The organism is Parvibaculum sp. MBR-TMA-1.3b-4.2 (assembly GCF_053628815.1).
On record NZ_JBRJHC010000001.1, the window covers coordinates 3,029,447 to 3,053,264 of the forward strand.

Annotated in this window: 23 protein-coding genes and 1 other RNA gene; 21 read left to right on the plus strand and 3 right to left on the minus strand. The window is 63.7% G+C overall.

Annotated features, from left to right (window positions below; all coding sequences use genetic code 11):
• Positions 1 to 23: 23 nt before the first annotated feature.
• From ACSSVQ_RS14475 to tkt, 3 genes are read right to left on the minus strand one after another with little or no spacing between them, the layout of a single operon-like run.
• Positions 24 to 1,235, minus strand: coding sequence for a phosphoglycerate kinase (locus ACSSVQ_RS14475; RefSeq protein ID WP_454184087.1), 1,212 nt, complete (start codon positions 1,233 to 1,235; stop codon positions 24 to 26).
• Between the two features lie 19 nt (positions 1,236 to 1,254).
• Positions 1,255 to 2,262: a type I glyceraldehyde-3-phosphate dehydrogenase gene (gene gap / locus ACSSVQ_RS14480; protein WP_293328771.1), complete on the minus strand. Its 1,008-nt coding sequence runs from the start codon at positions 2,260 to 2,262 to the stop codon at positions 1,255 to 1,257.
• A gap of 25 nt (positions 2,263 to 2,287) precedes the next feature.
• The gene (tkt, locus tag ACSSVQ_RS14485; RefSeq protein ID WP_454184704.1) at positions 2,288 to 4,255 is read right to left on the minus strand and encodes a transketolase; all 1,968 of its coding nucleotides are present in this window, start codon (positions 4,253 to 4,255) and stop codon (positions 2,288 to 2,290) included.
• Between the two features lie 557 nt (positions 4,256 to 4,812).
• Here tkt and ACSSVQ_RS14490 point away from each other — a divergent pair.
• From ACSSVQ_RS14490 to glmM, 21 genes are all read left to right on the plus strand, one after another.
• Positions 4,813 to 5,079 carry a DUF4164 family protein gene (locus tag ACSSVQ_RS14490; RefSeq protein ID WP_293328770.1) on the plus strand — a complete coding sequence of 89 codons (267 nt, stop codon included), beginning with the start codon at positions 4,813 to 4,815 and terminating at the stop codon, positions 5,077 to 5,079.
• Between the two features lie 29 nt (positions 5,080 to 5,108).
• Complete coding sequence (locus tag ACSSVQ_RS14495; RefSeq protein ID WP_293328769.1) at positions 5,109 to 5,468, plus strand: cell division protein ZapA; 360 nt, start codon at positions 5,109 to 5,111, stop codon at positions 5,466 to 5,468.
• Between the two features lie 63 nt (positions 5,469 to 5,531).
• A non-coding RNA gene (gene ssrS / locus ACSSVQ_RS14500) (6S RNA) lies at positions 5,532 to 5,688 on the plus strand.
• A 39-nt stretch (positions 5,689 to 5,727) separates the two neighbouring features.
• Complete coding sequence (locus ACSSVQ_RS14505) at positions 5,728 to 6,324, plus strand: 5-formyltetrahydrofolate cyclo-ligase (protein WP_454184088.1); 597 nt, start codon at positions 5,728 to 5,730, stop codon at positions 6,322 to 6,324.
• Between the two features lie 69 nt (positions 6,325 to 6,393).
• Positions 6,394 to 7,218, plus strand: a complete 825-nt coding sequence (locus ACSSVQ_RS14510) for a TIGR00282 family metallophosphoesterase (RefSeq protein ID WP_454184089.1) — start codon at positions 6,394 to 6,396, stop codon at positions 7,216 to 7,218.
• Between the two features lie 11 nt (positions 7,219 to 7,229).
• The gene (locus ACSSVQ_RS14515) at positions 7,230 to 8,273 is read left to right on the plus strand and encodes a glycosyltransferase family protein (RefSeq protein WP_454184090.1); all 1,044 of its coding nucleotides are present in this window, start codon (positions 7,230 to 7,232) and stop codon (positions 8,271 to 8,273) included.
• 416 nt (positions 8,274 to 8,689) lie between these two features.
• Positions 8,690 to 9,436 carry a YebC/PmpR family DNA-binding transcriptional regulator gene (locus ACSSVQ_RS14520; RefSeq protein ID WP_454184091.1) on the plus strand — a complete coding sequence of 249 codons (747 nt, stop codon included), beginning with the start codon at positions 8,690 to 8,692 and terminating at the stop codon, positions 9,434 to 9,436.
• Between the two features lie 72 nt (positions 9,437 to 9,508).
• On the plus strand, positions 9,509 to 10,030 hold the full coding sequence (ruvC, locus tag ACSSVQ_RS14525) for a crossover junction endodeoxyribonuclease RuvC (protein ID WP_454184705.1): 522 nt from the start codon (positions 9,509 to 9,511) through the stop codon (positions 10,028 to 10,030).
• Positions 10,027 to 10,650, plus strand: coding sequence for a Holliday junction branch migration protein RuvA (gene ruvA / locus ACSSVQ_RS14530; RefSeq protein ID WP_293328764.1), 624 nt, complete (start codon positions 10,027 to 10,029; stop codon positions 10,648 to 10,650). The genes ruvC and ruvA overlap by 4 nt, the downstream gene beginning before the upstream one ends.
• On the plus strand, positions 10,647 to 11,690 hold the full coding sequence (ruvB, locus tag ACSSVQ_RS14535; RefSeq protein WP_454184092.1) for a Holliday junction branch migration DNA helicase RuvB: 1,044 nt from the start codon (positions 10,647 to 10,649) through the stop codon (positions 11,688 to 11,690). Before ruvA ends, ruvB begins: the two co-directional genes overlap by 4 nt.
• Entirely contained in the window at positions 11,687 to 12,178 is a 492-nt protein-coding gene (locus tag ACSSVQ_RS14540) for a YbgC/FadM family acyl-CoA thioesterase (protein WP_454184093.1), read from the plus strand. The genes ruvB and ACSSVQ_RS14540 overlap by 4 nt, the downstream gene beginning before the upstream one ends.
• A gap of 207 nt (positions 12,179 to 12,385) precedes the next feature.
• Complete coding sequence (gene tolQ, locus ACSSVQ_RS14545; protein ID WP_293328761.1) at positions 12,386 to 13,111, plus strand: protein TolQ; 726 nt, start codon at positions 12,386 to 12,388, stop codon at positions 13,109 to 13,111.
• A 3-nt stretch (positions 13,112 to 13,114) separates the two neighbouring features.
• Complete coding sequence (tolR, locus tag ACSSVQ_RS14550) at positions 13,115 to 13,579, plus strand: protein TolR (RefSeq protein ID WP_454184094.1); 465 nt, start codon at positions 13,115 to 13,117, stop codon at positions 13,577 to 13,579.
• 8 nt (positions 13,580 to 13,587) lie between these two features.
• Complete coding sequence (locus ACSSVQ_RS14555) at positions 13,588 to 14,472, plus strand: hypothetical protein (RefSeq protein ID WP_454184095.1); 885 nt, start codon at positions 13,588 to 13,590, stop codon at positions 14,470 to 14,472.
• 22 nt (positions 14,473 to 14,494) lie between these two features.
• Positions 14,495 to 15,856: a Tol-Pal system beta propeller repeat protein TolB gene (gene tolB, locus ACSSVQ_RS14560; RefSeq protein ID WP_454184096.1), complete on the plus strand. Its 1,362-nt coding sequence runs from the start codon at positions 14,495 to 14,497 to the stop codon at positions 15,854 to 15,856.
• 359 nt (positions 15,857 to 16,215) lie between these two features.
• Positions 16,216 to 16,728: a peptidoglycan-associated lipoprotein Pal gene (gene pal / locus ACSSVQ_RS14565; protein ID WP_293328758.1), complete on the plus strand. Its 513-nt coding sequence runs from the start codon at positions 16,216 to 16,218 to the stop codon at positions 16,726 to 16,728.
• 166 nt (positions 16,729 to 16,894) lie between these two features.
• Positions 16,895 to 17,818, plus strand: coding sequence for a tol-pal system protein YbgF (gene ybgF, locus ACSSVQ_RS14570; protein ID WP_454184097.1), 924 nt, complete (start codon positions 16,895 to 16,897; stop codon positions 17,816 to 17,818).
• Between the two features lie 8 nt (positions 17,819 to 17,826).
• Positions 17,827 to 19,134: a tRNA lysidine(34) synthetase TilS gene (gene tilS, locus ACSSVQ_RS14575; protein ID WP_454184098.1), complete on the plus strand. Its 1,308-nt coding sequence runs from the start codon at positions 17,827 to 17,829 to the stop codon at positions 19,132 to 19,134.
• 210 nt (positions 19,135 to 19,344) lie between these two features.
• Positions 19,345 to 21,276 carry an ATP-dependent zinc metalloprotease FtsH gene (ftsH, locus tag ACSSVQ_RS14580; RefSeq protein ID WP_293329240.1) on the plus strand — a complete coding sequence of 644 codons (1,932 nt, stop codon included), beginning with the start codon at positions 19,345 to 19,347 and terminating at the stop codon, positions 21,274 to 21,276.
• Positions 21,277 to 21,349: 73 nt separating this feature from the next.
• The gene (gene folP, locus ACSSVQ_RS14585; RefSeq protein ID WP_454184099.1) at positions 21,350 to 22,171 is read left to right on the plus strand and encodes a dihydropteroate synthase; all 822 of its coding nucleotides are present in this window, start codon (positions 21,350 to 21,352) and stop codon (positions 22,169 to 22,171) included.
• Between the two features lie 253 nt (positions 22,172 to 22,424).
• The gene (gene glmM, locus ACSSVQ_RS14590) at positions 22,425 to 23,771 is read left to right on the plus strand and encodes a phosphoglucosamine mutase (protein ID WP_454184100.1); all 1,347 of its coding nucleotides are present in this window, start codon (positions 22,425 to 22,427) and stop codon (positions 23,769 to 23,771) included.
• Positions 23,772 to 23,818: the final 47 nt, after the last annotated feature.

Genomic DNA, 23,818 nt, shown 5'->3' on the forward strand with positions numbered 1-23,818 from the left:
TTCTCCAGATCGGATACTGCCGCTCAGGCGGCGTTTTCAAGCGCTGCCACGCCGGGCAGTTCCACACCTTCCATCCACTCGAGGAAGGCCCCGCCGGCGGCGGATACATAGGTAAATTCGTCGGCGGCGCCTGCTTCGTTCAGGGCCGCCACCGTGTCGCCGCCGCCCGCGACGGAGATCAGATTCCCCATCTTGGTGAGCATCGCGGCATGGCGCGCGGCGGTCATGGTTCCCTCGTCGAAAGGCGGTATTTCAAATGCGCCGAGAGGGCCATTCCACACCACCGTCTTCGCGGTTTCAAACCGTCCCGACAGATGCGCCAATGTATCCGGTCCGACATCGAGGATCATCATGTCCTCGGGGACCTCGTTGACGTTGACCGTGCGGGTTTCCACGTTCTTCTTGAGTTCCTTCGCGACCACCGCGTCGGTGGGCAGCAGGATTTCGCAATTGGCGGCACGCGCATTCGCCAGGATGTGGCGGGCGGTATCGAGGAGGTCGAGCTCGCAAAGCGATTTGCCGACCTGTTTGCCCTGCGCGGCGAGGAAGGTATTGGCCATGCCGCCGCCTATGACGAGGCAGTCCACCTTCTTCACGAGATTTCCCAGAAGCGCGATCTTGGTGGAGACCTTCGCGCCGCCGACAATGGCGACCACGGGACGCGCCGGATTGCCGAGCGCGGCGTCGAGCGCCTTCAGTTCTGCTTCCATCGCCCGGCCCGCATAGGAGGGCAGGTAGTGCACGATGCCTTCGGTGGAGGCATGGGCGCGATGGGCACAGGAAAAGGCGTCGTTTACGTAGACGTCGCCGATCTCGGCAAGCTGACGCGCGAAATCCGCGTCATTGTGTTCTTCGCCCGGATGGAAGCGCGTGTTTTCCAGCACGACGATGCCGCCATCTTCCATGGCGCTGCTGACGCCCGCGGCTTCGCCGCCGATGCAATCCTGCGCGAAGCCGACCGGCTGTCCCACCCATTCATGCATCGCATCCGCGACGGGCTTGAGGCTCATCTCGGCTATGCGTTTGCCCTTGGGGCGGTCGAAATGCGACAGCACGAGGACCTTCGCCCCCTGGGACGCCAGTTCCTTCAGTGTCGGCGCCACACGCTCCAGGCGCGTGCCGTCGGTGATCTTTCCGTCGGCCATGGGCACGTTCAGATCGGCGCGCACAAGAACGCGCCGGCCCTTGAGGGGGCCGGCGGCAATCAGATCGTCGAGAGTCTTGTAGGACCCCATATCGTTTTCTCCGTATTCGTCAGAGCAGTTTGCCCATGGCGACAGCGGTGTCGCCCATACGGTTGGAGAAGCCCCATTCATTGTCGTACCAGCTCATCACGCGGACGAGGCTGCCGTCGATGATCTGGGTCTGGGTCAGATCGAAAGTGGAGGAGGCCTTGTTGTGGTTGAAGTCGCTGGAGACGAGCGGCTCCTTGTTGACGCCCAGCACACCCTTCAGGGCACCCCTGGAGGCGGCGATCATGGCTTCGTTGATCTCTTCCACCGTGACCTTGTTCTTCGGCGTGAAGACGAGGTCGATCAGCGACACGTTCGGGGTCGGCACGCGGATCGAGGTGCCGTCGAGCTTGCCCTTGAGTTCCGGCAGCACGAGGCCGATGGCCTTGGCCGCACCGGTGGAGGTCGGGATCATGTTGACCGCGGCGGCGCGGGCGCGGCGCGGATCCTTGTGCAGCGTGTCCACGGTCTGCTGGTCGCCGGTATAGGCGTGGATCGTCGTCATGTAGCCCTGCTTGAGGCCGCACAGCTGGTTCAGGACCATGGCGACGGGCGCGAGGCAGTTCGTGGTGCAGGAGGCGTTGGAGACGACCTTGTGGCTCTTGCGCAGATCCTTGGTGTTCACGCCATAGACGATGGTGGCGTCCGCGTTCTCGGCGGGCGCGGAAACCAGAACCTTCTTGGCGCCGGCGGTCAGATGCGCGGAGGCCTTCTCCTTGGAGGCGAAGATGCCGGTGCATTCCAGCGCGATGTCCACGCCGAGTTCGTCCCAGGGAAGCTGGGCCGGATCGCGTTCTGCGAGCACCTGGATCTTGCCGCGGCCCAGATCCATTGTCGATTTGGTGGTTTTCACCTTGCCGGGGAAGGGACCGTGCACGCTGTCGAAACGCAGCAGCTGGGCATTGGCCTCGACGGAGCCCAGATCGTTGATAGCGACCACTTCAATGTCCTTGCGGCCCGATTCTGCGATGGCGCGCAGAACCAGACGCCCGATGCGACCGAAACCGTTAATCGCGACGCGAACAGCCATGCTTTTCTTTCTCCAAGTTGCGGTGTCAGGACCGTGCGGCGAGGCACTTTCTCGCGGCTTCCGCCGTGGCCTCAGGGGTAATGTTGAAATGTTTGTACAGGTCCCCGGCAGGGGCGCTGGCGCCAAAACCGTTCATTCCGACGAAATCTCCGTCAGGCGCAACGTAGCGGTCCCAACCGTAGCGGACCGCTGCCTCGATCGCGACACGCACCGTGCCGGGGCCGAGGATTTCTTTCCGGTACTGATCCGGCTGTGCGTCGAAAAGCTCCGAGCAGGGCATGGAGACGACGCGCGTACCGATATTTTCCTTTTCGAGAATGCGCTTTGCGTTCATCGCGATCTCGACTTCCGAGCCGGTGGCGATGAGCGTCACTTTCGCCTCGAGGGTCGTGCCGGCCAGCTCATAGGCGCCGCGGGCACAGAGATTTTCATCCGTGTGCTCGGTGCGCAGCGTCGGCAGGCCCTGACGCGACAGCGCGAGGATCGACGGCGTGTCCGCCGCTTCCAGCGAAAGCTGCCAGCATTCGGCCGTTTCCACCACGTCGGCGGGCCGGAACACATTGAGGTTCGGCATGGCGCGCAGGCTTGCCAGATGTTCCACCGGCTGATGGGTGGGGCCGTCTTCGCCGAGGCCGATGGAATCATGCGTCATCACATAGACGACGCGCTGGCCCATCAGCGCCGACAGGCGGATCGCCGGGCGGCAGTAATCGGTGAAGACGAGGAAGGTGCCGGAATAGGGGATCAGGCCCTTATGGAGCGCGATGCCGTTCATGGCGGCGGCCATGCCGTGCTCGCGCACACCGTAATGGATGAAACTTCCGGAAAAATCGTCCGGCGTGATCGCCTTCTGGTCTTTCGAGCGGGTGTTGTTGGAGCCGGTGAGGTCGGCCGAGCCGCCCACGGTTTCCGGCAACACCGCATTGATGACGTTGAGCGTTTCCTCGGAGGATTTACGCGTCGCCCATTTCGGCTTTTCTTCCGAGACCTTGCGCTTGAAGGCGGCGATGGCCTTGGCGAGTTCGGGCTTCAGCTCGCCTTTCAGGCGGCGTTCCAGCTCGGCGCGCTTTTCCTGGTCGAGCGCCTTGAAGCGGTCTTCCCAGGCCTTGCGCGCCTTGGCGTTGCGGCAGCCGGCGATGCGCCAGGCATCCAGAACGTCGCTCGGGATGGAGAACGGTTCCGCGTCCCAGCCGAGTTCCGTGCGGGTGAGGGCGATTTCCTCTTCGCCGAGGGCGGCGCCATGCGAGGACGACTTGCCCTGCTTGTTGGGCGAGCCGTAGCCGATCACGGTCCGGCAGGCGATGAGGCTCGGCTTGTCGCTGTTGCGGGCCGCTTCGATCGCGGCTTCGATTTCAGCCGGGTTGTGGCCGTCGATTCGCGATGCTTCCCAGCCGGCGGCCTCGAATCGCTTCAGCGCGTCGCCGGTTTCCGACAGGCTCAGCGGTCCGTCGATGGAAATTTCATTGTCGTCGTAAAGCACGATGAGCTTGGAGAGCTTCAGATGGCCCGCCAGGCTGATCGCCTCATGGCTGATGCCTTCCATGAGGTCGCCGTCGGAGGCGATGACATAGGTGTAGTGGTTGACCACTTCGTCGCCGAACTGCGCGGCGAGCATGCGCTCGGCAAGCGCCATGCCGACCGAGGTGGCGATGCCCTGGCCGAGCGGCCCGGTGGTCGTTTCCACGCCCGAGGCATGGCCATATTCGGGATGGCCGGCCGTGATGGCGCCGAGCTGGCGGAAATTCTCGATCTGCTCGATCGTCATGTCCTCATAGCCGAGCAGATAGTTCAGCGCATAAAGGAGCATGGAGCCATGGCCGGCGGAGAGCACGAAGCGGTCGCGGTCGGGCCAGTTCGGCGTACGCGGATCGATCTTCAGGAACTTCGTGAAGAGAACGGTCGCGATGTCGGCGGTGCCCATCGGCATGCCGGGATGGCCGGAATTCGCCTTCTGGACGGCGTCCATGGCCAGGGCGCGAATGGCATTGGCCATGCGGTCGTGGCTTGCGGTCGCGTTTTTACCGGTCGCGTTCTCGGAAGACTTGTCGGCGGCGGCGGAATTTTCGGTTGTCGTCATCTGTCACTCGATAGCCGGGCGAACCGGAATACGGTCCGGGCGGCGAGATTGGGTTCGCAGAGGGGGATCCCCACCGGAACCCGGCTACATGGCCTGAAAACGGCCGGCAATAACGGCCTATACGTAGCTCCGGAAATCGACTGAGCAGGCCTGATCATGTGCTCGGATCGGCCCTTGCCGAGAGCGGCGCCACAATGACCATGGCCTCCCTAGGAGTCAATGCCGGATCGGCCTCAAAAGGCGCATTATCGTGCGGTTTTCCGGCGCGGGCGAAATCGCGGGTCAAATGAGCCCGGAAAGGGCGTTTTCCTTTCCCGCATAAGAGGGTGCCGCGAGCCCCTGGGGTGCGTCAGATTGACCTCAAGGGGCTGGCACGTCACTCTTATTGCGGCTATGGCTTTGCGCCCGACGAGCAGTTGCGGCCTGGCGCGGCCGACAGGGCGGCGTTCCACCCTTCCCGGATCTTGAAAAAGATGAGCAAACTTGACGATGCCATTCAGCGCTTCAACGGTTCTCTGGACCGTCTGGAAGCGGCTATCAACCGGCAGGGCCAGCGGCTGGAAGCGGCTCAAAAGCTCCAGGGCGAGATCGACACGCTGCAGGACGACCGCTCGGCGATGGCCGAAGAGCTCGATGAAATCAAGTCCGAGGCCAGACGGCTCAATGAATTGAACGAACGTGCGTCGGAAACCCTTTCCAATGCGATAGAGGGAATTCGCGAGGTTCTGGCGGAAGCCTGAGAACCGAAGAGGCATCCGGAGGAAATCTGATGGGACAGGTCAAAGTATCGATCAACGACCGCTCTTACGCCGTTTCCTGCGGCGATGGCGAGGAAGACCATGTTCGCGAGCTGGCGGCCTATGTGAACCGGCATGTCGCGTCGCTGGCCGACGAAGTGGGGCAGGTGGGCGAGGCGCGGCTTTTGCTGATGGCAAGCCTGCTGATCTCCGACGAATTGTCCGAAGCCATGCAGAAGAACCGGATGCTGGAAGAGGAAATCGAAAAGCTGACCGGCGCCCGCGCCTCGGCGGAGGAGCGCAGCTCCCAGTCGGAAAACGCCATTGCCGAGGTGCTGGACGGCGCGGCGCGGCGTATCGAGGAGCTGTCCAAGCGTATCGAGGCTGCGTGAAAGCGCCTCTCCCTCCTTGCCTTTGCTTGACGCGGAGCCCATCTGGGCAGATTAGAATGGATGCGGGTGCTGCCTGGTTCGTGAGAACAAATTTGTCTCGGGGCCTTACGCTTCTGAAGGGAGCTGTTCCTGGGGAGGACCGTGGTCTTCTTCACACGGCGCCCACCTACTTATGTAGGTCTCCGAGGAAGCACAGTTCCACGGCCAAGGCGGCCCCGCTCTTTCTCCTTTCTCCCTGCCGGCCGGATGAGGCTTCTTCATGAGCGGTGCCGACGACCTGGCCCGCGCGAAAGAGGCCGCCCGGGTGGCCGCGCGCGCGCGGCGCGAACAGGCGCATCGCGATCTCGGCGCGACGGCGCCGGCGCTTTTCGCCGAGCATTTCTTTCATGATCTTCCCCTGCCGCGTCATGGCGTGATCGCCGGATATGTGCCGCTCAACCATGAGGCCGATCCGGGCGAATTGCTGGCGGAGGCCGGGAAGCGGGGCTACCGCACCTGTCTGCCGCGCGTGGCGGCAAAGGCCAGCCCGCTCCGGTTTCTGCAATGGGCGCCGGGCGATCCGCTGGCCGCGGGCGCGCATGGCACGAAAGAGCCGATGACGGGGCGGCCGGAGCTTCAGCCCGACATTATTATCGTGCCCATGCTCGCTTACGAGCCGGGCGGGCTCCGGCTTGGCTATGGCGGGGGATATTACGACCGGACGCTGGCCGCGTTGCGCGCGGCGGGGCGGCAGGTTCTGGCGGTGGGGCTTGCCTATGCCGAGCAGGGCACGGACCATTTGCCCGAGGACCCGCATGACGAGCGCCTCGACTGGATCGTGACCGAGCGGCGTGCAATCTCCTTCGCCAAGCCCTAAAAAGGCGACAAGACCCAAATCCGAATACGTTGCCGGGTGGCGCTCGAGGCCCGGCGCGGGAGCTTTCATATGAGACTGTTATTTCTGGGAGATCTGGTCGGCCGGTCGGCGCGCGATGCGGTGGTGTCGCATCTGCCGTCGCTGCGCAAGCGGCTGGATGTCGATTGCGTCGTGGTGAACGGCGAGAATGCCGCGGGCGGATTCGGCATTACCGGCGCCATCTGCGAGGAGCTTTTCGATGCAGGCACCGACGCGATCACGCTCGGCAATCATGCCTGGGACCAAAAGGAAGCGCTGGTTCATATCGAGCGTGAGGGCCGGCTGATCCGGCCGGCGAATTTCCCCGCGGGCACGCCGGGGCGCGGCGCGGCGCTGATCGAGGCGCGTTCGGGCGCGCAGGTGTTGGTGGTCAATGCCATGGGGCGCGTCTTCATGGATGCGCTGGACGATCCTTTTGCCGCTGTGGAGCGCGAACTGGGCGCCTGTCCTCTGGGCGTGGCGGCGGATGCCATCCTGGTCGATTTTCACGGCGAGGCGACGTCGGAGAAAATGGCGATGGGTCATTTCTGCGACGGGCGGGCGAGCCTTGTAGTCGGAACGCACAGCCATGTGCCGACGGCGGATGCGCAGATCCTGCCGGGCGGCACGGCCTATCAGACCGATGCGGGCATGTGCGGCGATTATGATTCCGTGATCGGCATGGAGAAGGAAGAGCCGCTCAACCGCTTCACGACCAAAATCCCGAGCGGGCGTTTTCAGCCTGCGCTGGGGCCGGCCACGATCTGCGGCGTGCTGGTGGAGACGGACAGTTCGACCGGGCTTGCCACCCGGGTGGAGCCGGTGCGCATGGGCGGGCGGCTTCATGCCGCCATGCCGCAATGGACCGATGCGTGAGGACCGTACCCATGGAGATCGCTCCCATGAAGATCGTCATCGTCGGCAACTATAATGAGAAGAAGGCCGGGGCGAATTTCTACGCGACGGTGCGCAAACTCACCAATGGCTTCACGCGTAACGGGCATCACGTCATGCCGTTCAGCGACCGCGATGTGGCGCGGGAGGAAAGCGGCTGGGGGATCGGGCGCGCCGGCGGGCGGGGCGCCAATCGGCGTCTCGTCGAGCTTGTGCGGAATTTCAAGCCCGACCTTCTGATCCTGTTCCATGCCGACAAGATCGCCAATGACACGATCCGGGACATTCGCGCATTCCGGCCGGACATGCCGGTGGCGGTGGTCAATCTCGACCCGCTTTTCCTGCCGGAAAACCCGCCCCGCATCCGCCGTTTCGCGGAAGTGGCCGATGTGACCTTCATCACGACGGCGGGCGCGCGGCTTCAGGAATTCGCCACGCCGACGCATCGCGTCGCCTTCGTTCCCAATCCGGTCGATCCTTCCGTCGAAAGCCTCGAATGTTTCGCGCGGGAGGATCAGGCGAGCGATCTCATCTGCACCATCGGCAGCGAGCAGGGGACGCCTTGGCGGGGCGAGTTCATGCGGGCCCTGCGCGACAAGGTGCCGGGGTGCCGTTATGCCTATTACGGGCTGGACGAGCAGCCCTCGGTCTTCGGCAGCGCCTATTTCGAGGCGATTGGCGATGCGAAAATGGGGCTCAATCTCAGCCGGGCCGACGATCATTACCTCTATTCGTCGGACCGCTTTGCGCAATATGCGGGGAACGGCCTTCTCACCTTCGTCGCGCGCGAAACCGGCTATGACGACATCTTCACGGATGAGGAGTTCGTCTTCTATCGGGACATGGAGGATCTGGCGGACCGCCTGCGTTTCTTCCTTGCGCATGACGGGGACCGGCAGCGCGTGGCGCGCAACGGCCATGCCCGGTATCACGCGCTTTTCAACGAAAGGCTTGTCGCCCGCTTCATCGAGCAGGTGGCCGTGAAGGGCGAGGCCGGGGATGGCTTTGCCTGGCCGACGACCGTGCATTCGGGGTAGGAAACCCGCCCTTCATTCCCAAGAAAACAGCCCCGCCGCTCACATCCGAGGTGGGTGGAGGATGCGGGCGACGGGGCGTTTCTATGCCTCAGCGTTCTGCGTCGGCAAATGCCGGTTTACGGATTGGGCGGGTCGTAAACCGGGCTTTATGTGCCGCCGGGTGTTGGAGTGGTTGGGCATGCACCCCTGGGTGGCAGCGGCAACAATTTGAAAGCTAGTCATCAATTGTTAACTGCACGTTAAAGGGGTGTGCCAAAAAGAAAAGCAACCTATGCGTGTTTTAGCTTAATCATTTTCCGTGCGATTTTGTGGCCTATGGATTTCGCCGCCGCTGGCACATATAAAGGCGCTTCGGGCCCGGTTCTAGAGCGGGGCATCCCCGAAATTTCCAATCGGATCAGGGTTTTGGAGGCGGCATGGCCGGCCATTCGCAATTCAAGAACATTATGTATCGCAAGGGCGCGCAAGATAAGAAACGCGCCAAACTGTTCGCCAAACTGGCGAAAGAAATCACCGTCGCGGCCAAAATGGGAATGCCCGAGCCGGAACACAACCCGCGATTGCGTGCCGCGATTCAGGCAGCGCGTGCCGAGAATATGCCCAAGGACAATATCGAGCGCGCGATCAAGAAGAGTACCGATCAGGGCGGCGAGAACTATGAAGAGATGCGCTATGAGGGCTTCGGCCCGGGCGGCGTGGGGGTCATCGTCGAGGCGCTGACCGACAACCGCAACCGCACGGCGAGCGCGGTGCGCGCGGTTTTCTCCAAGCATGGCGGAAATCTGGGCGAAACCGGCGCCGTCTCCTTCATGTTCGACCAGGTGGGCCAGATCATCTATCCGGCGGACAAGGGCGAGGCGGAAGCCATGCTGGAAGCCGCCATCGAGGCCGGCGCGGAGGACTGCATCTCCAGCGAGGACGGTCACGAGTTCATTTGCGCGCCCGACGACCTTCATGAAGTGGCGCAGGCGCTGGAATCGACGCTGGGCGAGGCCAATTCCGCCCGCATCGTCTGGAAGCCGCAGAACACGATCGAGCTGGACGACGACAAGTCCGAGACCATGATGAAGCTGCTCGACGCTCTGGACGACGATGACGATGTGCAGCAGGTTTATGCGAACTTCGAAATGTCCGATTCGTTCATGGAGAAGCTTTCCGCCTGACCGCGCATGACGCTGCCATAAGCGGCGCGCGGGACGGCGTTGCTCAAGCAGCAGAAAGGCTCGTTCGTCCTCATGCCCGCCGCGATCAAATATCTGGGTATCGATCCGGGATTGCGGTTCACGGGCTGGGGCGTGATCGAGCAGTCGGGCTCGACCCTGCGCCATATTGCCGACGGGACAATTTCCTCCACCGCATCGCTCAGCCTTGCCGAGCGCCTCGTCGAGATCGAGGCGGGGCTTTCGGCGGTGCTGGCGGCGCATGAGCCGGCCCATGTGGCGGTGGAACAGGCTTTCGTCGCGCGCGACGCCGCCGCGGCGCTCAAGCTCGGTCAGGCGCGGGGGATCGCGTTGCTCGTTCCCTCGCGCGCCGGGCTTCCCGTTGCCGAATATGCCCCCAATCACATCAAGAAAGCCGTGGTCGGCGCAGGCCATGCCGACAAGGCGCAGATCCGCCTCATGGTCGGCATGTTGCTGCCCGGTGCACAGATGAAGACCGAACACGCCGCCGATGCACTTGCCATTGCGATCTGCCATGCGCATTCGGGCGCGGGCAGCGCCCGGCTTGCCGCGGCGCTGCAGAAGGCGGGCGCATGATCGGCAAGCTGAAGGGGCTGGTGGACAGCGCAGGCGAGGACTGGGTCGTGATCGATGTGAACGGCGTCGGCTATCACGTCCATTGTTCCTCGCGCACGCTGGCTCATCTTCCCGCGCCGGGCGAGCCGGTGACGCTCTCCATCGAAACCAAGGTCAGCGACGATGCGATCCGGCTGATCGGTTTCGAGAGCGACCGCGAGCGCGACTGGTTCCGCCTGCTTCTGTCGGTGCAGGGCGTGGGGATGCGTGTGGCGCTTGCCATTCTCGGCACGCTGGCGCCGACGGATCTCGCCCGCGCCATTGCGCTCGACGACAAGAAGGCCATTTCCGCCGCGCCGGGTGTCGGGCCGAAAGTGGCAGGCCGGATTGTCTCTGAATTGAAGGACAAGGCACCGGCGTCCGAAGACCTCAATGCCGTGCTCGATGTGGGCGTTGCGTTGCAGGCCTCCGAGGCGGGCGCGGCGGGCCGGGCAAGCCGGGATGCGGTCTCGGCGCTGGTCAATCTGGGCTATCAGCAGGCGCAGGCCGCGGGCGCGGTGGCGGCGGCGGCAAAGAAGCTCGATGAGGATGCCAGTACCGAACAACTCATCCGGGTGGGCCTGAAGGAGCTGGCGCGATGAGCGAACGCATTGTGAGCGCGGGCCTTCGCGAAGAGGACGAGCTGGAGCGCGGCCTGCGTCCGCAGGTGCTGGCCGATTTCACGGGCCAGGCGCGGGCCTGCGAAAACCTGTCGGTCTTCATCGAGGCGGCACGCGCGCGCGGCGAGGCGCTCGACCATGTGCTGCTGGCAGGCCCTCCCGGTCTCGGCAAGACGACGCTGGCGCAGATCGTGGCGCGCGAACTGGGCGTGAATTTCAAGGCGACTTCGGGTCCCGTCATTTCCAAGGCGGGCGACCTCGCCGCGCTGCTCACCAATCTCGAAGCCAACGACGTTCTCTTCATCGACGAGATTCACCGGCTCTCGCCCGCCGTTGAGGAAATCCTTTATCCGGCGATGGAGGATTTCCAGCTCGATCTCATCATCGGCGAGGGGCCGGGCGCGCGGTCGGTCCGGATCGAGCTTGCGCCCTTCACGTTGGTCGGGGCGACGACGCGGACGGGGCTTCTCACCACGCCGTTGCGCGACCGCTTCGGCATTCCGGTCCGGCTCAATTTCTACGAGGTTTCCGAGCTAGAACTCATCGTGCGCCGCGGGGCGAGCGTGCTGGGTGTGGAGATGACGCGCGAAGGTGCGCATGAGATTGCCCGCCGCGCGCGGGGAACGCCGCGCGTTGCCGGGCGGCTTTTGCGCCGGGTCCGCGACTTCGCCGCCGTGGAAGGGGCAAGCCCCATCGACGCGGCGGTAGCCGACCGGGCGCTCAGGAAGCTCGAAGTGGACGAATTGGGCCTTGATGCGCTCGATCACCGCTATCTCAGGGCCATTGCGCTCAATTTCGGCGGCGGGCCCGTCGGGATCGAGACCATTGCCGCCTCGCTGTCGGAACCGCGCGATGCGATCGAGGAAATTATCGAGCCCTATCTGATCCAGCAGGGGCTTGTCGCGCGCACGCCGCGCGGGCGCCTGCTGACGGCGGCTGCCTTCACCCATCTGGGCGTGCCCGCGCCGGTCGCGGATCCCGGGCAGGCGCGGCTTTTCGATGAAGGGGGCGAGCGCGAATGAGCGGTGCGGAGACCCCCGGCTGGCCCGATGTCGCGGGCTGTCTCGACGGCACTCTCCACCGGTTGCCGGTGCGGGTCTATTACGAGGACACGGATTTTTCCGGCGTCGTCTATCACGCCAATTATCTGCGCTTCGCAGAGCGGGGCCGTTCCGACTTCCTGCGCCTGATCGGCGTCCATCATACCGACCTTTTCGATGGCGACGATCCGCTGGCCTTCGCGATCCATCGCATGGAGATGGATTTCGTGAAACCGGCGCGAATCGACGATCTGCTCGAAGTCAGGACCCGCTATGTGCGGGCCAGCGGGGCGCGAATCGAAGCTGATCAGGAAATCGTGCGTCTGGTATCGGGCGACGGGACGGCGACCGGCGACGGCGAGGTGCTGTGGCGGGCGCATGTTTATGCGGCCTGTATCGACACCACGGGCCGTCCCAGGCGTCTCCCGGCGGGTGTCCGCGCGGCGATGGCGCCGCTTATCGCAAATTAATCGCTGACATTATGTTGTCTCTTGGCAACATTAGGACGTTCAACCGCGCCGCATCCGCCGCGGCGCGCGTTGCGCCACGCTGTTGACATAATTGGAAGAACAAATCAGCCGCATTTGGGGGGCTTAACAGGTGTCGATTGGCACCGTGGACAGCTCGTTACACGTCACAACCCCTCAACAGGCTCGAGTACGAGGAGAGGCTGCTGAATGGATCCCGCTACCGCTACCAATGTCATCGCCAATGCCGGTGTAGACGCCGTGCCTGTGGACTTCTCGGTCTGGGGCCTGTTCATGCGCGCCGACGTCATCGTGAAAATCGTGATGCTCGGCCTTCTTTTCGCGTCGGTCTGGTCCTGGGCCATCATTTTCGACAAATGGTGGCGCTTCGGTCGGGTGGAACGGCGCGCCGACCAGTTCGAACGGATTTTCTGGTCCGGCCGCTCGCTGGACGATCTCTATCAGGAGATGGGGCACCGTCCCGAGCATCCGCTTTCGACGCTTTTCATTGCCGCGATGCGCGAATGGCGACGCTCCAAGGATGCGGTGTCCGACAGTTTCGTCGGGCTGAAAGAGCGGGTGGACAAGGTGATGCAGGTCACCATCAGCCGCGAAATCGCCTCGCTTGAGAGCCGGTTGCTGTTCCTTGCGACGGTCGGTTCGGTCGCGCCCTTTGTCGGCCTGTTCGGCACCGTCTGGGGCATCATGAACTCCTTCCAGTCCATCGCGATCAGCCGCGACACCAATCTTGCCGTGGTGGCGCCGGGTATCGCCGAGGCGTTGTTTGCGACCGCTCTGGGTCTGCTCGCGGCCATTCCGGCGGTGGTCTTCTACAACCGCTTCTCCAACCAGCTTGGCCGCATTGCCGGCCGGATGGAGACTTTTGCCGACGAGTTCTCCGCCATCCTGTCCCGCCAGCTCGACGAGCGGGGGTAAGGCATGGCTTTCAACGTACAGCAGGGAAGAGGAGGACGGCGGGGACGCTACTATTCGCGTCCGCCCATGAGCGAGATCAACGTGACGCCCATGGTGGACGTCATGCTGGTGTTGCTGATCGTTTTCATGGTGGCGGCGCCGCTTCTGACGGTGGGCGTGCCGGTGGACCTGCCCAAGACGCAGGCCGAACCGCTGACCGGCGATACCGAGCCGCTGACCATCACCATCGCCAAGGATGGAAAAGTGTTCGTGCAGGAGACGGAGGTCGATCCGGACAAGCTGGTCGATCAGCTCCTTGCGATAGGAGAGAACGGATACAAGCAGCGGATCTTCGTGCGTGCCGACAAGGATGTCACGCATGGCAAGGTCATGGAGATCATGGGACGGATCAGCGCGGCCGGGTTTTCCAAGGTCGGGCTCGTCACGGATACGGATACAAGCCCGCCTTCCGGGGCAGGTAAACGGTAACTCAGGGAATGCGCAGTTCGCTTCTCTATTCCGTCGGGATGCATGTCGTCATCCTCGGTCTGGCAATCGTGGTTCTTCCTTCGCCGGATGAACTGCCGTCCGTGGAGACGCGCGCGCTGCCGGTGGATCTCGTCACGATCGACGAGTTCACCAATCTCAAGCGGCAGGTGAAGACGGAAAAGAAGGTCGAAAAGCCGAAGGAGGCGCCGAAACCGCCGGCCCCTGAACGGCCCGAGCCGAAGAGCGAGCCGAAATCCGAGCCGACACCGGCCCCGCCCGCGCCCAAGGCGCCGCAGCAGGCGAAAGCGGAGGCGAAGCCGGAAGCCAGGCCCGAGCCCTTGCCGACCAAGGAAGCGAAGAAGGAGCCGAAGCCCGCGCCGAAGGAGAAACCGAAGCCCAAGCCGAAACCGGCAAAGAAGGTTCAGAAATCCGCGCCGGCGGAAAAGAAGAAGAGCTTCGATCCGAACCGGCTGGCGGCGCTTTTGAACAAGATGCCTGAGGACAATGCGCCCAAGCGGCCGCAACAGCAGGCCGAGGCGCAGGTGGATGCGCCCAGGACCGACGATCCGGATATGCCGCTGACCATGTCTGAGGTCGATGCGTTCCGGGTGCAGATGGCGAAGTGCTGGACCGTGCCGGCGGGTGCCGCGGGTGCGGAGAAACTGGCGGTGAAGATCAGGGTCTTCCTCAATCCCGATGGCTCGCTCGGGCAGCCGCCGGAATTGATGGACCGGACGAAACTGATTACGGGCGGGGCGACCTATCGGGCGGCGGCGGATGCCGCGTTGCGGGCGGTGCGGCTCTGCCAGCCCTTCAAGATGCCGGCGGACAAATACAATAGCTGGCGCGAAATCGAGCTGAACTTCGATCCAAGACAGATGCTAGGCGGGTAGCACCATGTGCAAAGGAAGCGTGATGACGGTGAAATTGACGGCTCCGTTCGCGGAAGAGACCGGAAGGCGGCTTGCCAGGATGCTCGCGGCCTGTCTGGTTGTCGTGTTTGCCGCGATGACGGCGGCGCCTGCGCGCGCCGCGCTGCAGATCGACATCACGCAGGGCAATGTCGATCCGCTGCCCATCGCCATCACGAATTTCATGGGCGGAAACGAGAAGGACAAGTCGGTCGGGTCGGATATCGCCTCCGTCGTGTCCAACGATCTGGAGCGGTCGGGGCTTTTCCGTCCGCTGCCGCAGCGCTCCTTCATTCAGCAGATCGGGGCGATCAACGTCCAGCCGCGTTTCGGCGACTGGCGCATCATCAATGCGCAGGCGCTGGTGACCGGCAAGGCGACGACGGAAACGGACGGGCGGCTGCGTGTCGAGTTCCGGCTCTGGGACGTGCTGGGCGAACAGCAGCTCACCGGGCTTCAGTTTTTCACCAGCCCCGACAACTGGCGCCGCGTGGCGCATCTGATTTCCGATGCGATCTACAAGCGGCTGACGGGTGAGGAAGGCTATTTCGATACGCGGATCGTCTATGTCGCGGAGAGCGGGCCGAAGAACAAGCGCGTGAAGCGGCTGGCCATCATGGACCAGGACGGCCACAACCCGCGCATGCTGACCAGCGGCAATTATATGGTGCTGACGCCGCGCTTCAGCCCGAACTCGCAGGAAATCACCTATCTGTCCTACCGGAACAACAATCCCCGCGTCTTCATCCTCGATATCGAGACGGGCCAGCAGGAAGCGGTCGGCGATTTCCCCGGCATGACCTATGCGCCGCGTTTCTCCCCGGACGGGCAGAAGATCATCATGAGCCTGCAGCGCGGCGGCAATGCGGATATCTACACGATGGATTTGCGCAGCCGCCGGGTGACGAAGCTGACCGATACGGCGGCGATCGACACCTCGCCCAGCTTCTCGCCGGACGGATCGCAGGTCGTCTTCGAATCCGACCGCGGCGGGTCGCAGCAGCTTTACGTGATGAATGCCGACGGCACGAACCAGCGCCGGATCAGCTTCGGCAATGGCCGCTATGCGACGCCGGTCTGGTCGCCGCGCGGCGACCTCATCGCCTTCACCAAGATGTCTTCGGGCCGTTTCGTGATCGGGGTGATGAAGCCCGACGGGTCGGGCGAGCGCGTGCTGACGGAGGGCTATCACAATGAAGCCCCGACATGGTCGCCGAATGGCCGTGTTATCATGTTCTTCCGCGAAACGCGCGGCGCGCAGGGCGGGCCGCACCTGTGGTCGGTCGACGTGACCGGGTACAATGAAAGGCCGGTGCCGACGGCGGGCTTTGCGTCCGACCCGGCATGGTCGCCAAGACTTCAATAAGGCGGCTCCAGTAGAGGGGAGCCGGATTTGAAATTCATTGCCGCCTTTCCGGCGGGATGAAGGGTTGGTGTAAAAATGTCACTGGGCGGTACCCTGAAGCGACAATCGGCAGGATGCTTCTTGCAGATTAGTCAGGGTGCGGATAATCTTATGTGGCGGTACAGCAACCCACAGCGTCCGTTCCGGGCACATGGCAGGCCTTCCGGTCCTGCGCTTGGGGCCTTCGGGGACGGGCGGATGTCAGAGAAATGTTGCCGGCGAATATTTCGGGCCGCCGTCAACGGATCGTTCATCGAGGCGCCCGCGAATTCGAGCGCTGAGGCGCCATGGCCGCCAGAGATCACAAGGAGTTTATCTCAATGAAGTCCCCCAAAGTTGGCCTGCGGTTCGCTGTTGCGGCCGCCGCTATGCTTATCGTGGCTGCTTGCAGCTCCACGGACGACGAAACCGCGACCGCTCCCTCCACCTCTATCGACAGCGGCGCGGCGAGCACCGTGACGCCCGGCAGCCAGGAAGACCTGGTCACCAATGTCGGCGATCGCGTGTTCTTCGACACCGACAAGTCCACGCTGGATAGCGAAGCCCGTGCGACCCTGCAGCGTCAGGCCGCATGGATGAAGACCTATCCGAACCTTGCCTTCACGGTCGAAGGCCATGCCGACGAACGCGGCACGCGCGATTACAACCTCGGTCTGGGGTCGCGCCGCGCCAATGCGGTGAAGGACTATCTCGTCAGCCTGGGTGTGCCGGCGTCCCGCCTCAGCACCATTTCCTACGGCAAGGAGCGTCCGGTCTGCCTCGACAGCACCGAAACCTGCTGGGCGCAGAACCGTCGTTCGGTGACCGTCGTCACGGGCGGCGCCACGAGCTGACCGTTTTTCGGTCCCGCGACATGCGTGCCCCCTTGCGATCCCGCACGGGGGCACGTTGCTTTTCGGAGAAGCGGTTTGCACTTGCCGTGAAAACCGCCCAAATTTCGTCTTGTTTGGCGCTATAGGATGGCGCTGATCGGAAGTGATACCGGTATTGAGGATAACCATGCTTAAAGGCACCAAGGCCCCGACCTCGAGAAGGCTCGCGGGGGGCCTTGCAGCAGGCATTCTTCTGGCCGCGTCGATCGGCGTCGGCGGATTGCATGCGCAGGAAAGCAATCCCGACTGGCTGGATTGGCAGAAGCAGGGCGGCAATGCGCCCGACGGGCGGGGAAGTACCCAGGGCGGCGTCAGCGCGCCGGGCACGGTGACGACCGGCGCAATTGGCGGGTCGGGTGCCGATACCCAGTCCCGTCTCCTGCAGCTCGAGGATCAGGTGCGCCGGCTGACCGGCCAGCTCGACGAAATGAGCCATCGGCTGCAGCAGACCGACCAGCGGCTCCAGCAGCTCCAGCAGAATATGGATCTTCGCCTGAGCAAGCTTGAAGGCGGCTCGGGTGCGGGCGCGCAGGCTTCGGCGTCGCCGATGTCCACCAGCCCTCAAAACATCTCCCCGCAGAGCTCTTCCGGCGTATTGGGCACGATGCCTGCCGGGAGCAATGCGTCGAGCGCCGCCGCGGCCACGGCATCCGTGTCGCTGCCCGAGGGCACGCCAGAGGTGCAATATGAATATGCGCGCGGCCTGCTGAAGCAGGGACGCTATGGCGATGCGCGCAGCGCTTTCGAGGAATTCCTGAAAGTTCATCCCAACGACACGCTGTCGGGCAATGCGCAGTACTGGCTGGGCGAGACCTATTATGCGCAAGGCCAGTACAAGAATGCGGCGGATGCCTTTCTCAATGGCTACACCACCTACAAGGCCAGCCAGAAGGCGCCGGACAGCCTGTTGAAGCTCGGTATGACCATGATCGTTCTCGGGCAGAAGGACGCGGCCTGTTCCGTCTTCGGCGAATTGGGCAACAAGTTTCCCAATGCCTCTCCGGCCATTGTGGCTCGCGCCCAGCGGGAGCGGCAAAAGGCCGGGTGCTGACCGACGGGATGGCTTCGTCTGGCGAAGGCGCCCTGCGCCAGAGCGAATTCGACAAACGGCTGAACGCATTGTCGCCCGGCAGGAAGATTGCCGTGGCGCTGTCGGGCGGGCCTGACTCCCTGGCGCTTCTCCTTCATGCCGCGCGCTGGGCGAAACGGCGCAAGGGCGGATCGGTGCTGGCGCTGACCGTCGATCACGGTCTTCGGGCCGAGGCCGCCGACGAAGCCCGTCAGGCAGGCGTTCAGGCCCGCGCACTCGGCGTTTCCCATCGCATTCTGAAATGGACCGGCAAGAAGCCCTCGCATGGCATTCAGGCGGCGGCGCGCGAGGCGCGTTATGCGCTGATGGCGGAAGCCTGCCGGGAGGAAGGCGTCGGCGAGCTGCTGCTTGCGCATCATCTGGAAGATCAGGCGGAGACCTTCCTGTTGCGTCTGGCGCGGGGCAGCGGGGTGGACGGGCTGTCGGCGATGGTCGCCACGCGCGATTATGACGGGCAGGCGCCGCGATTGAGGCTGTTGCGCCCGCTCCTCGACGTGCCGCGCGCGCGGCTTGCCGCCGGCGTGGCAAAGGCGGGGCTCACGCCGTCGCAGGATCCCAGCAACGAGGATGACCGCTATGAGCGCGTCCGTTTGCGCCGGGCGCTGCCGCAGCTTGCCGAGATCGGGCTCGATGCCGCCACGCTCGCCCGGTCGGCCGAGCGCATGGCGCGGGCGCGCGAGGCGCTGGACGGCGAGGCGGAGCGGTTCATTGCGGTCCATGCGGATTTGACGGATTGGGGCAGCGCGCTGATCGAAAGCGAGGCGCTCACCGACGCCTTCGACGAAATCGCGCTCAGGGTTCTGTCCCGGCTGGGCCGGGCGGTCGGCGGCGGGGCCTGGCCGCTTCGCGACGAGGCGCTGCGGGCGATACTGGATGCCATCCGCTCGGGCGGGCTAGGGCGGGGGCGGACGCTTTCGGGCTGCAAATTCGCCGTGAAAGGCCGCCGGATCGCGGTGACGCGGGAGCTGGCGGCGGCCCGTGCCGCGCCGCCGGTCGCGCTCCTGCCGGGCGGAGAGGGCGTCTGGGATGGGCGTTTCCGTGTTTTTCTGCCGGAGGCGCCGGCGCGGCGCGGCGGCTATCGGGCGGATTTGCTCGGCGCGGAGGGGCTCAAAACCCTGCGGGCGGAAGGTGTGGCGCTGCCGGAGGCCCCCGCGCAGGTGCTTGCCGCAATGCCGGCACTTTTCGCCGGTAAGCGTCTCATTGCCGCGCCCTTTGGCGAGGCGGCGGCGGGGATTGGCCGGGCGAAGGTGAAATTTCGTGCGATTCCGGTTCGTTAAGCCTGTCTCATAACGTCTTGTTACCAGCCGGGCTGCTAGCATTTCTCGAGACAATCGACGGTGACGGCTCTTGGTAAACCCTTTCGGGTTCACTATCTTGTCACTAGATTAGAAAAGGTCGAAAAGTCGCCGGCCCGCGCGTTCCGCGCATGGCATGGTGCCTGCACAAAGGCTGACTACGTATTCGTTCAGCCGAGGAAGGTCCGAGAGTTGTCCAATTTCAGGAATTTCGCTCTGTGGGTGATTATTGCGCTGCTTCTGGTTGCGCTGTTCAACCTGTTCCAGAGCCCCGTCCAGCAAACATCCTCATCCGAGATTAATTTCTCGCGTCTGCTCTCCGAAGTGGATGCCGGCAAGGTGAGGGATGTCACGATTTCCGGCGACAAGATCACCGGCCATTACACCGACGGGAAGAATTTCAGCACCTATGCGCCGCAGGACCCGAGCCTGATCGACCGGCTTTACGACAAGGGCGTGCAGATTACCGCCAAGCCGACCGATGAGGGCGTGCCGACCATTCTGAGCGTGCTGATCTCCTGGTTCCCGATGCTGCTGCTGATCGCCGTCTGGATTTACGTCATGCGGCAGATGCAGGGCGGCGGCGGCAAGGCGATGGGCTTCGGCAAGTCCAAGGCCAAGCTGCTGACCGAGCGCCATGGCCGCGTCATGTTCGACGATGTGGCCGGTATCGACGAGGCCAAGGAAGACCTGACCGAGATCGTGGACTTCCTGCGCGACCCGCAGAAGTTCCAGCGCCTCGGCGGCCGTATCCCCAAGGGCGTGCTGCTGGTGGGCCCGCCCGGTACGGGTAAGACGCTTCTGGCGCGTGCCATTGCGGGCGAGGCCAATGTGCCGTTCTTCACCATTTCGGGTTCCGACTTCGTGGAAATGTTCGTCGGCGTGGGCGCGAGCCGCGTGCGCGACATGTTCGAACAGGCCAAGAAGAATGCGCCCTGCATCATCTTCATCGACGAAATCGATGCGGTGGGCCGTCATCGCGGCGCCGGTCTCGGCGGCGGCAATGACGAGCGCGAGCAGACGCTGAACCAGCTCCTGGTGGAGATGGACGGCTTCGAGCCCAATGAAGGCATCATCCTGATCGCCGCGACCAACCGTCCCGACGTGCTGGACCCGGCGCTCCTGCGTCCCGGCCGTTTCGACCGTCAGGTCGTGGTGCCGAACCCGGATGTGGTGGGCCGCGAAAAGATCCTGAAGGTTCACATGAAGAAGGTGCCGCTGGCCCCCGATGTCGATGCGCGGACGATTGCGCGCGGCACGCCGGGCTTTTCGGGCGCCGATCTGGCGAACCTCGTCAATGAGGCCGCGCTGATGGCGGCGCGCCGCGGCAAGCGCCTCGTCACCATGGCGGAGTTCGAGGATGCCAAGGACAAGGTCATGATGGGCGCGGAACGCCGCTCCATGGTCATGACCGAGGAAGAGAAGAAGCTGACCGCCTATCATGAAGGCGGGCATGCGCTGGTGGCGCTGCATCAGCCGGCTTCCGATCCGATCCACAAGGCGACGATCATCCCGCGCGGTCGTGCGCTGGGCATGGTGATGCGCCTGCCGGAGCGCGACCAGATTTCGATCACGCGCGAAAAGCTCAAGGCCGACCTCGCGGTTGCCATGGGCGGACGTATCGCCGAGGAAGTCATCTTCGGCCACGAGAAGGTCACGTCCGGCGCTAGCTCCGACATCCAGATGGCGACGAACATGGCCAAGTCCATGGTCACGCGCTGGGGCATGAGCGACAAGCTCGGCCCGCTTGCCTATCACGAGAATGAGGACGAGGTGTTCCTCGGCCATTCCGTGGCGCGGCAGCAGAACATGTCGGAAGAGACGCAGCGCATGATTGATAGCGAAGTGCGCCGCATCGTCGACGACGGCTACAACACGGCCAAGCAGATCCTCACCGATCATATCGACGAGCTGCATACCATCGCCAAGGGCCTGCTCGAATACGAGACGCTTTCGGGTGACGAGATCAGCAACCTGCTCAAGGGCGAGCTGCCGGTCCGCGACAGCGGCGAACCGATGCCGCCGACCGACAGCGGTCCTTCGTCCTCCGTGCCGACCACGGGCGGCAAGAAGGGCGACGAAGGCGGCCCGGTGGGCGTTCCGCCTGCGCCGCAGGGAACCTGATCGCAGTCGAATACGAATGATTGAGGGAGGCTTCGGCCTCCCTTTTTCGTGTGCCTGATGGTATGAACGCGACATGTCCGCGCCCGATCCAAAAATCCTCGGCATTCTCAACGTCACGCCGGATTCCTTTTCCGACGGCGGCAAATATTTCGAGCCCGGCGCGGCCATCGCGCATGGGCGGGAATTGCTTTCGGCAGGAGCGGACCTGCTCGACATCGGGCCCTCTTCGTCCAATCCGGATGCAAAGCCCGTCGGCGCGGAAGAGGAGATCAGGCGCATCGCGCCGGTGCTCGATGCGCTGATCGAAGCGGGGGCGGAAATCTCCGTCGACAGTTTCGAGCCGAAGACCCAGATCTATGCGCTGGAGCGGGGTGTGGCCTGGCTCAACGATATTCAGGGCTTTCCCGATGAAAGCCTCTATCCCCGGCTGGCGGATGCCTCTTGCGGGCTCATTGTCATGCATTCGGTGCAGGGGCGAGGCAATGCCGACCGGCGGGCCGCGCCCGAAGGCGACATGATCGAGCATATCTGCCGTTTCTTCGAGGCGCGGCTGGAAGCCTTTTCCAAGGCGGGGATCGCGACGGAGCGTGTCGTGCTCGATCCCGGCATGGGTTTCTTTCTGGGGTCGGCACCCGAAACATCGTTTTCGGTGCTGGCGCGGGTCGGCGAGATCAAGGCCCGTTTCGGCCTGCCGGTGCTGATTTCGGTGTCGCGCAAGAGCTTCCTGCGCAAGGTGACGGGGCGTGCGCCGGGCGAGGCCTCGGCGGCGACGCTTGCCGCGGAGGTGCTGGCGGCGCTGAACGGGGCGGACATGATCCGCACCCATGAGCCCGGCCCTCTCGTCGATGCGTTGAAGGTGCTTAAGGCGCATGACGCCGGAAAAACTCCACACTGAAAGAAACGGCAAGAAAACGTTAACTGCGTTGCAAGCGGGCGGCCTTATATTTGCAGCGAGAGCAGATGCCGGTCGGATGGAATCTTGTTTCGAGATTCCATCCGACCGGGAAAATCTGTTCTCCACCTTTCGTTCGGACCGTCTCGAAGACGGTCAGGGGGAGGCCGCCTTTAGGCCGGTTCAAATCGGGAATTCATCGATTTGCCGCAATGGGCGTGTAGCGCAGCCGGATTGAGACTTATTGAGGACCTTCATGTCGCGCAAATATTTCGGGACCGACGGCATTCGCGGAACCGCCAATACAGGCAACATGACCGCCGAGACCGCGTTGCGCGTGGGCATGGCGGCGGGGCGCGTGTTCCGTCGTGGCGATCATCGTCATCGCGTGGTGATCGGCAAGGATACGCGGCTGTCGGGCTATATGCTGGAGCCTGCACTGACCGCCGGTTTCACCTCCATGGGCATGGATGTCTTCCTGTTCGGCCCGCTGCCGACGCCGGCCATTGCGATGATGACGCGCTCTCTGCGCGCCGATCTCGGCGTGATGATTTCTGCCTCGCATAATTCCTTCGAAGACAACGGCATCAAGCTTTTCGGTCCGGACGGCTTCAAGCTGTCCGACGAGGTGGAACTCGAGATCGAGTACCACATGGACAATGGCCTGAAAGACAATCTGGCCGATGCGCGCGAGCTTGGCCGCGCCAAGCGTATCGACGATGCGCAGGCGCGCTACATCGAGCATGTGAAGCACACCTTCCCGAAGGACCTGACGCTGGAAGGCCTGCGCATTGTGATCGATTGCGCCAATGGGGCTGCCTACAAGGTTGCGCCCGCCGCGCTGTGGGAACTGGGCGCCGAAGTGGTGACGGTGGGCACCGAGCCCAATGGCTACAACATCAACGAGGATTGCGGTTCCACGGCGACCGAGCGCATGTGCGGGGTGGTGCGCGAGCGCCGCGCCGATATCGGCATCGCACTCGACGGCGATGCGGACCGCGTCATCATCGCCGATGAAAACGGCCGGGTGATCGACGGCGACCAGATCATGGGGCTCGTCGCGCGCCACTGGAAGGAAATGGGCACGCTTTCCGCGCCGGGTGTCGTGGCGACGGTAATGTCCAATCTGGGGCTCGAGCGGTTCCTGAAATCCATCGACCTGTCGCTTCACCGCACGCAGGTCGGCGACCGCTATGTCGTGGAATATATGCGCCGGCACGGCTTCAACGTCGGCGGCGAGCAGTCCGGCCATATCGTGCTCAAGGATTTCTCCACCACGGGCGACGGGCTGATTGCCGCGCTGCAGGTGCTTTCCGTGCTCAAGGTGAATGACAGGCCGTTGAGCGAGCTCGCGCATGTCTTCGATCCCGTGCCGCAGATCCTGAAGAATGTGCGTTTCCGCAAGGGCGAGCCTCTGGGCCAGGAACAGGTGCAGGAGGCGATCAGGGAAGGCGAGAACCGGCTTTCGAAGAACGGCCGCCTGGTAATCCGCAAATCCGGTACGGAGCCGCTGATCCGCGTGATGGGCGAATGCGATGACGAGGGATTGGTGAACGCCGTCGTCAACGATATTGTGTCGGCTATCGAAGCCAACGCCGCTTGAGGGCCGCCTGAGGCCCAAATGCGGGCGGTAAACGCCGGAACAGCAAT

Excerpts from the sequence above, each read along its gene's own strand:
- gap (WP_293328771.1), bottom strand. The coding sequence starts at position 2,262 with ATGGCTGTTCGCGTCGCGATTAACGGTTTCGGTCGCATCGGGCGTCTG.
- pal (WP_293328758.1), top strand. The coding sequence starts at position 16,216 with ATGAAGTCCCCCAAAGTTGGCCTGCGGTTCGCTGTTGCGGCCGCCGCT.
- tkt (WP_454184704.1), bottom strand. The coding sequence starts at position 4,255 with ATGGCCAATGCCATTCGCGCCCTGGCCATGGACGCCGTCCAGAAGGCG.
- ACSSVQ_RS14555 (WP_454184095.1), top strand. The coding sequence starts at position 13,588 with ATGCGCAGTTCGCTTCTCTATTCCGTCGGGATGCATGTCGTCATCCTC.
- tolB (WP_454184096.1), top strand. The coding sequence starts at position 14,495 with ATGACGGTGAAATTGACGGCTCCGTTCGCGGAAGAGACCGGAAGGCGG.
- ruvA (WP_293328764.1), top strand. The coding sequence starts at position 10,027 with ATGATCGGCAAGCTGAAGGGGCTGGTGGACAGCGCAGGCGAGGACTGG.
- tolQ (WP_293328761.1), top strand. The coding sequence starts at position 12,386 with ATGGATCCCGCTACCGCTACCAATGTCATCGCCAATGCCGGTGTAGAC.
- ACSSVQ_RS14540 (WP_454184093.1), top strand. The coding sequence starts at position 11,687 with ATGAGCGGTGCGGAGACCCCCGGCTGGCCCGATGTCGCGGGCTGTCTC.
- ACSSVQ_RS14520 (WP_454184091.1), top strand. The coding sequence starts at position 8,690 with ATGGCCGGCCATTCGCAATTCAAGAACATTATGTATCGCAAGGGCGCG.
- ACSSVQ_RS14510 (WP_454184089.1), top strand. The coding sequence starts at position 6,394 with ATGAGACTGTTATTTCTGGGAGATCTGGTCGGCCGGTCGGCGCGCGAT.
- ACSSVQ_RS14505 (WP_454184088.1), top strand. The coding sequence starts at position 5,728 with ATGAGCGGTGCCGACGACCTGGCCCGCGCGAAAGAGGCCGCCCGGGTG.
- ACSSVQ_RS14490 (WP_293328770.1), top strand. The coding sequence starts at position 4,813 with ATGAGCAAACTTGACGATGCCATTCAGCGCTTCAACGGTTCTCTGGAC.
- ACSSVQ_RS14515 (WP_454184090.1), top strand. The coding sequence starts at position 7,230 with ATGGAGATCGCTCCCATGAAGATCGTCATCGTCGGCAACTATAATGAG.
- ruvB (WP_454184092.1), top strand. The coding sequence starts at position 10,647 with ATGAGCGAACGCATTGTGAGCGCGGGCCTTCGCGAAGAGGACGAGCTG.
- ACSSVQ_RS14495 (WP_293328769.1), top strand. The coding sequence starts at position 5,109 with ATGGGACAGGTCAAAGTATCGATCAACGACCGCTCTTACGCCGTTTCC.
- tilS (WP_454184098.1), top strand. The coding sequence starts at position 17,827 with ATGGCTTCGTCTGGCGAAGGCGCCCTGCGCCAGAGCGAATTCGACAAA.
- ybgF (WP_454184097.1), top strand. The coding sequence starts at position 16,895 with ATGCTTAAAGGCACCAAGGCCCCGACCTCGAGAAGGCTCGCGGGGGGC.
- tolR (WP_454184094.1), top strand. The coding sequence starts at position 13,115 with ATGGCTTTCAACGTACAGCAGGGAAGAGGAGGACGGCGGGGACGCTAC.
- folP (WP_454184099.1), top strand. The coding sequence starts at position 21,350 with ATGTCCGCGCCCGATCCAAAAATCCTCGGCATTCTCAACGTCACGCCG.
- ruvC (WP_454184705.1), top strand. The coding sequence starts at position 9,509 with ATGCCCGCCGCGATCAAATATCTGGGTATCGATCCGGGATTGCGGTTC.
- glmM (WP_454184100.1), top strand. The coding sequence starts at position 22,425 with ATGTCGCGCAAATATTTCGGGACCGACGGCATTCGCGGAACCGCCAAT.
- ACSSVQ_RS14475 (WP_454184087.1), bottom strand. The coding sequence starts at position 1,235 with ATGGGGTCCTACAAGACTCTCGACGATCTGATTGCCGCCGGCCCCCTC.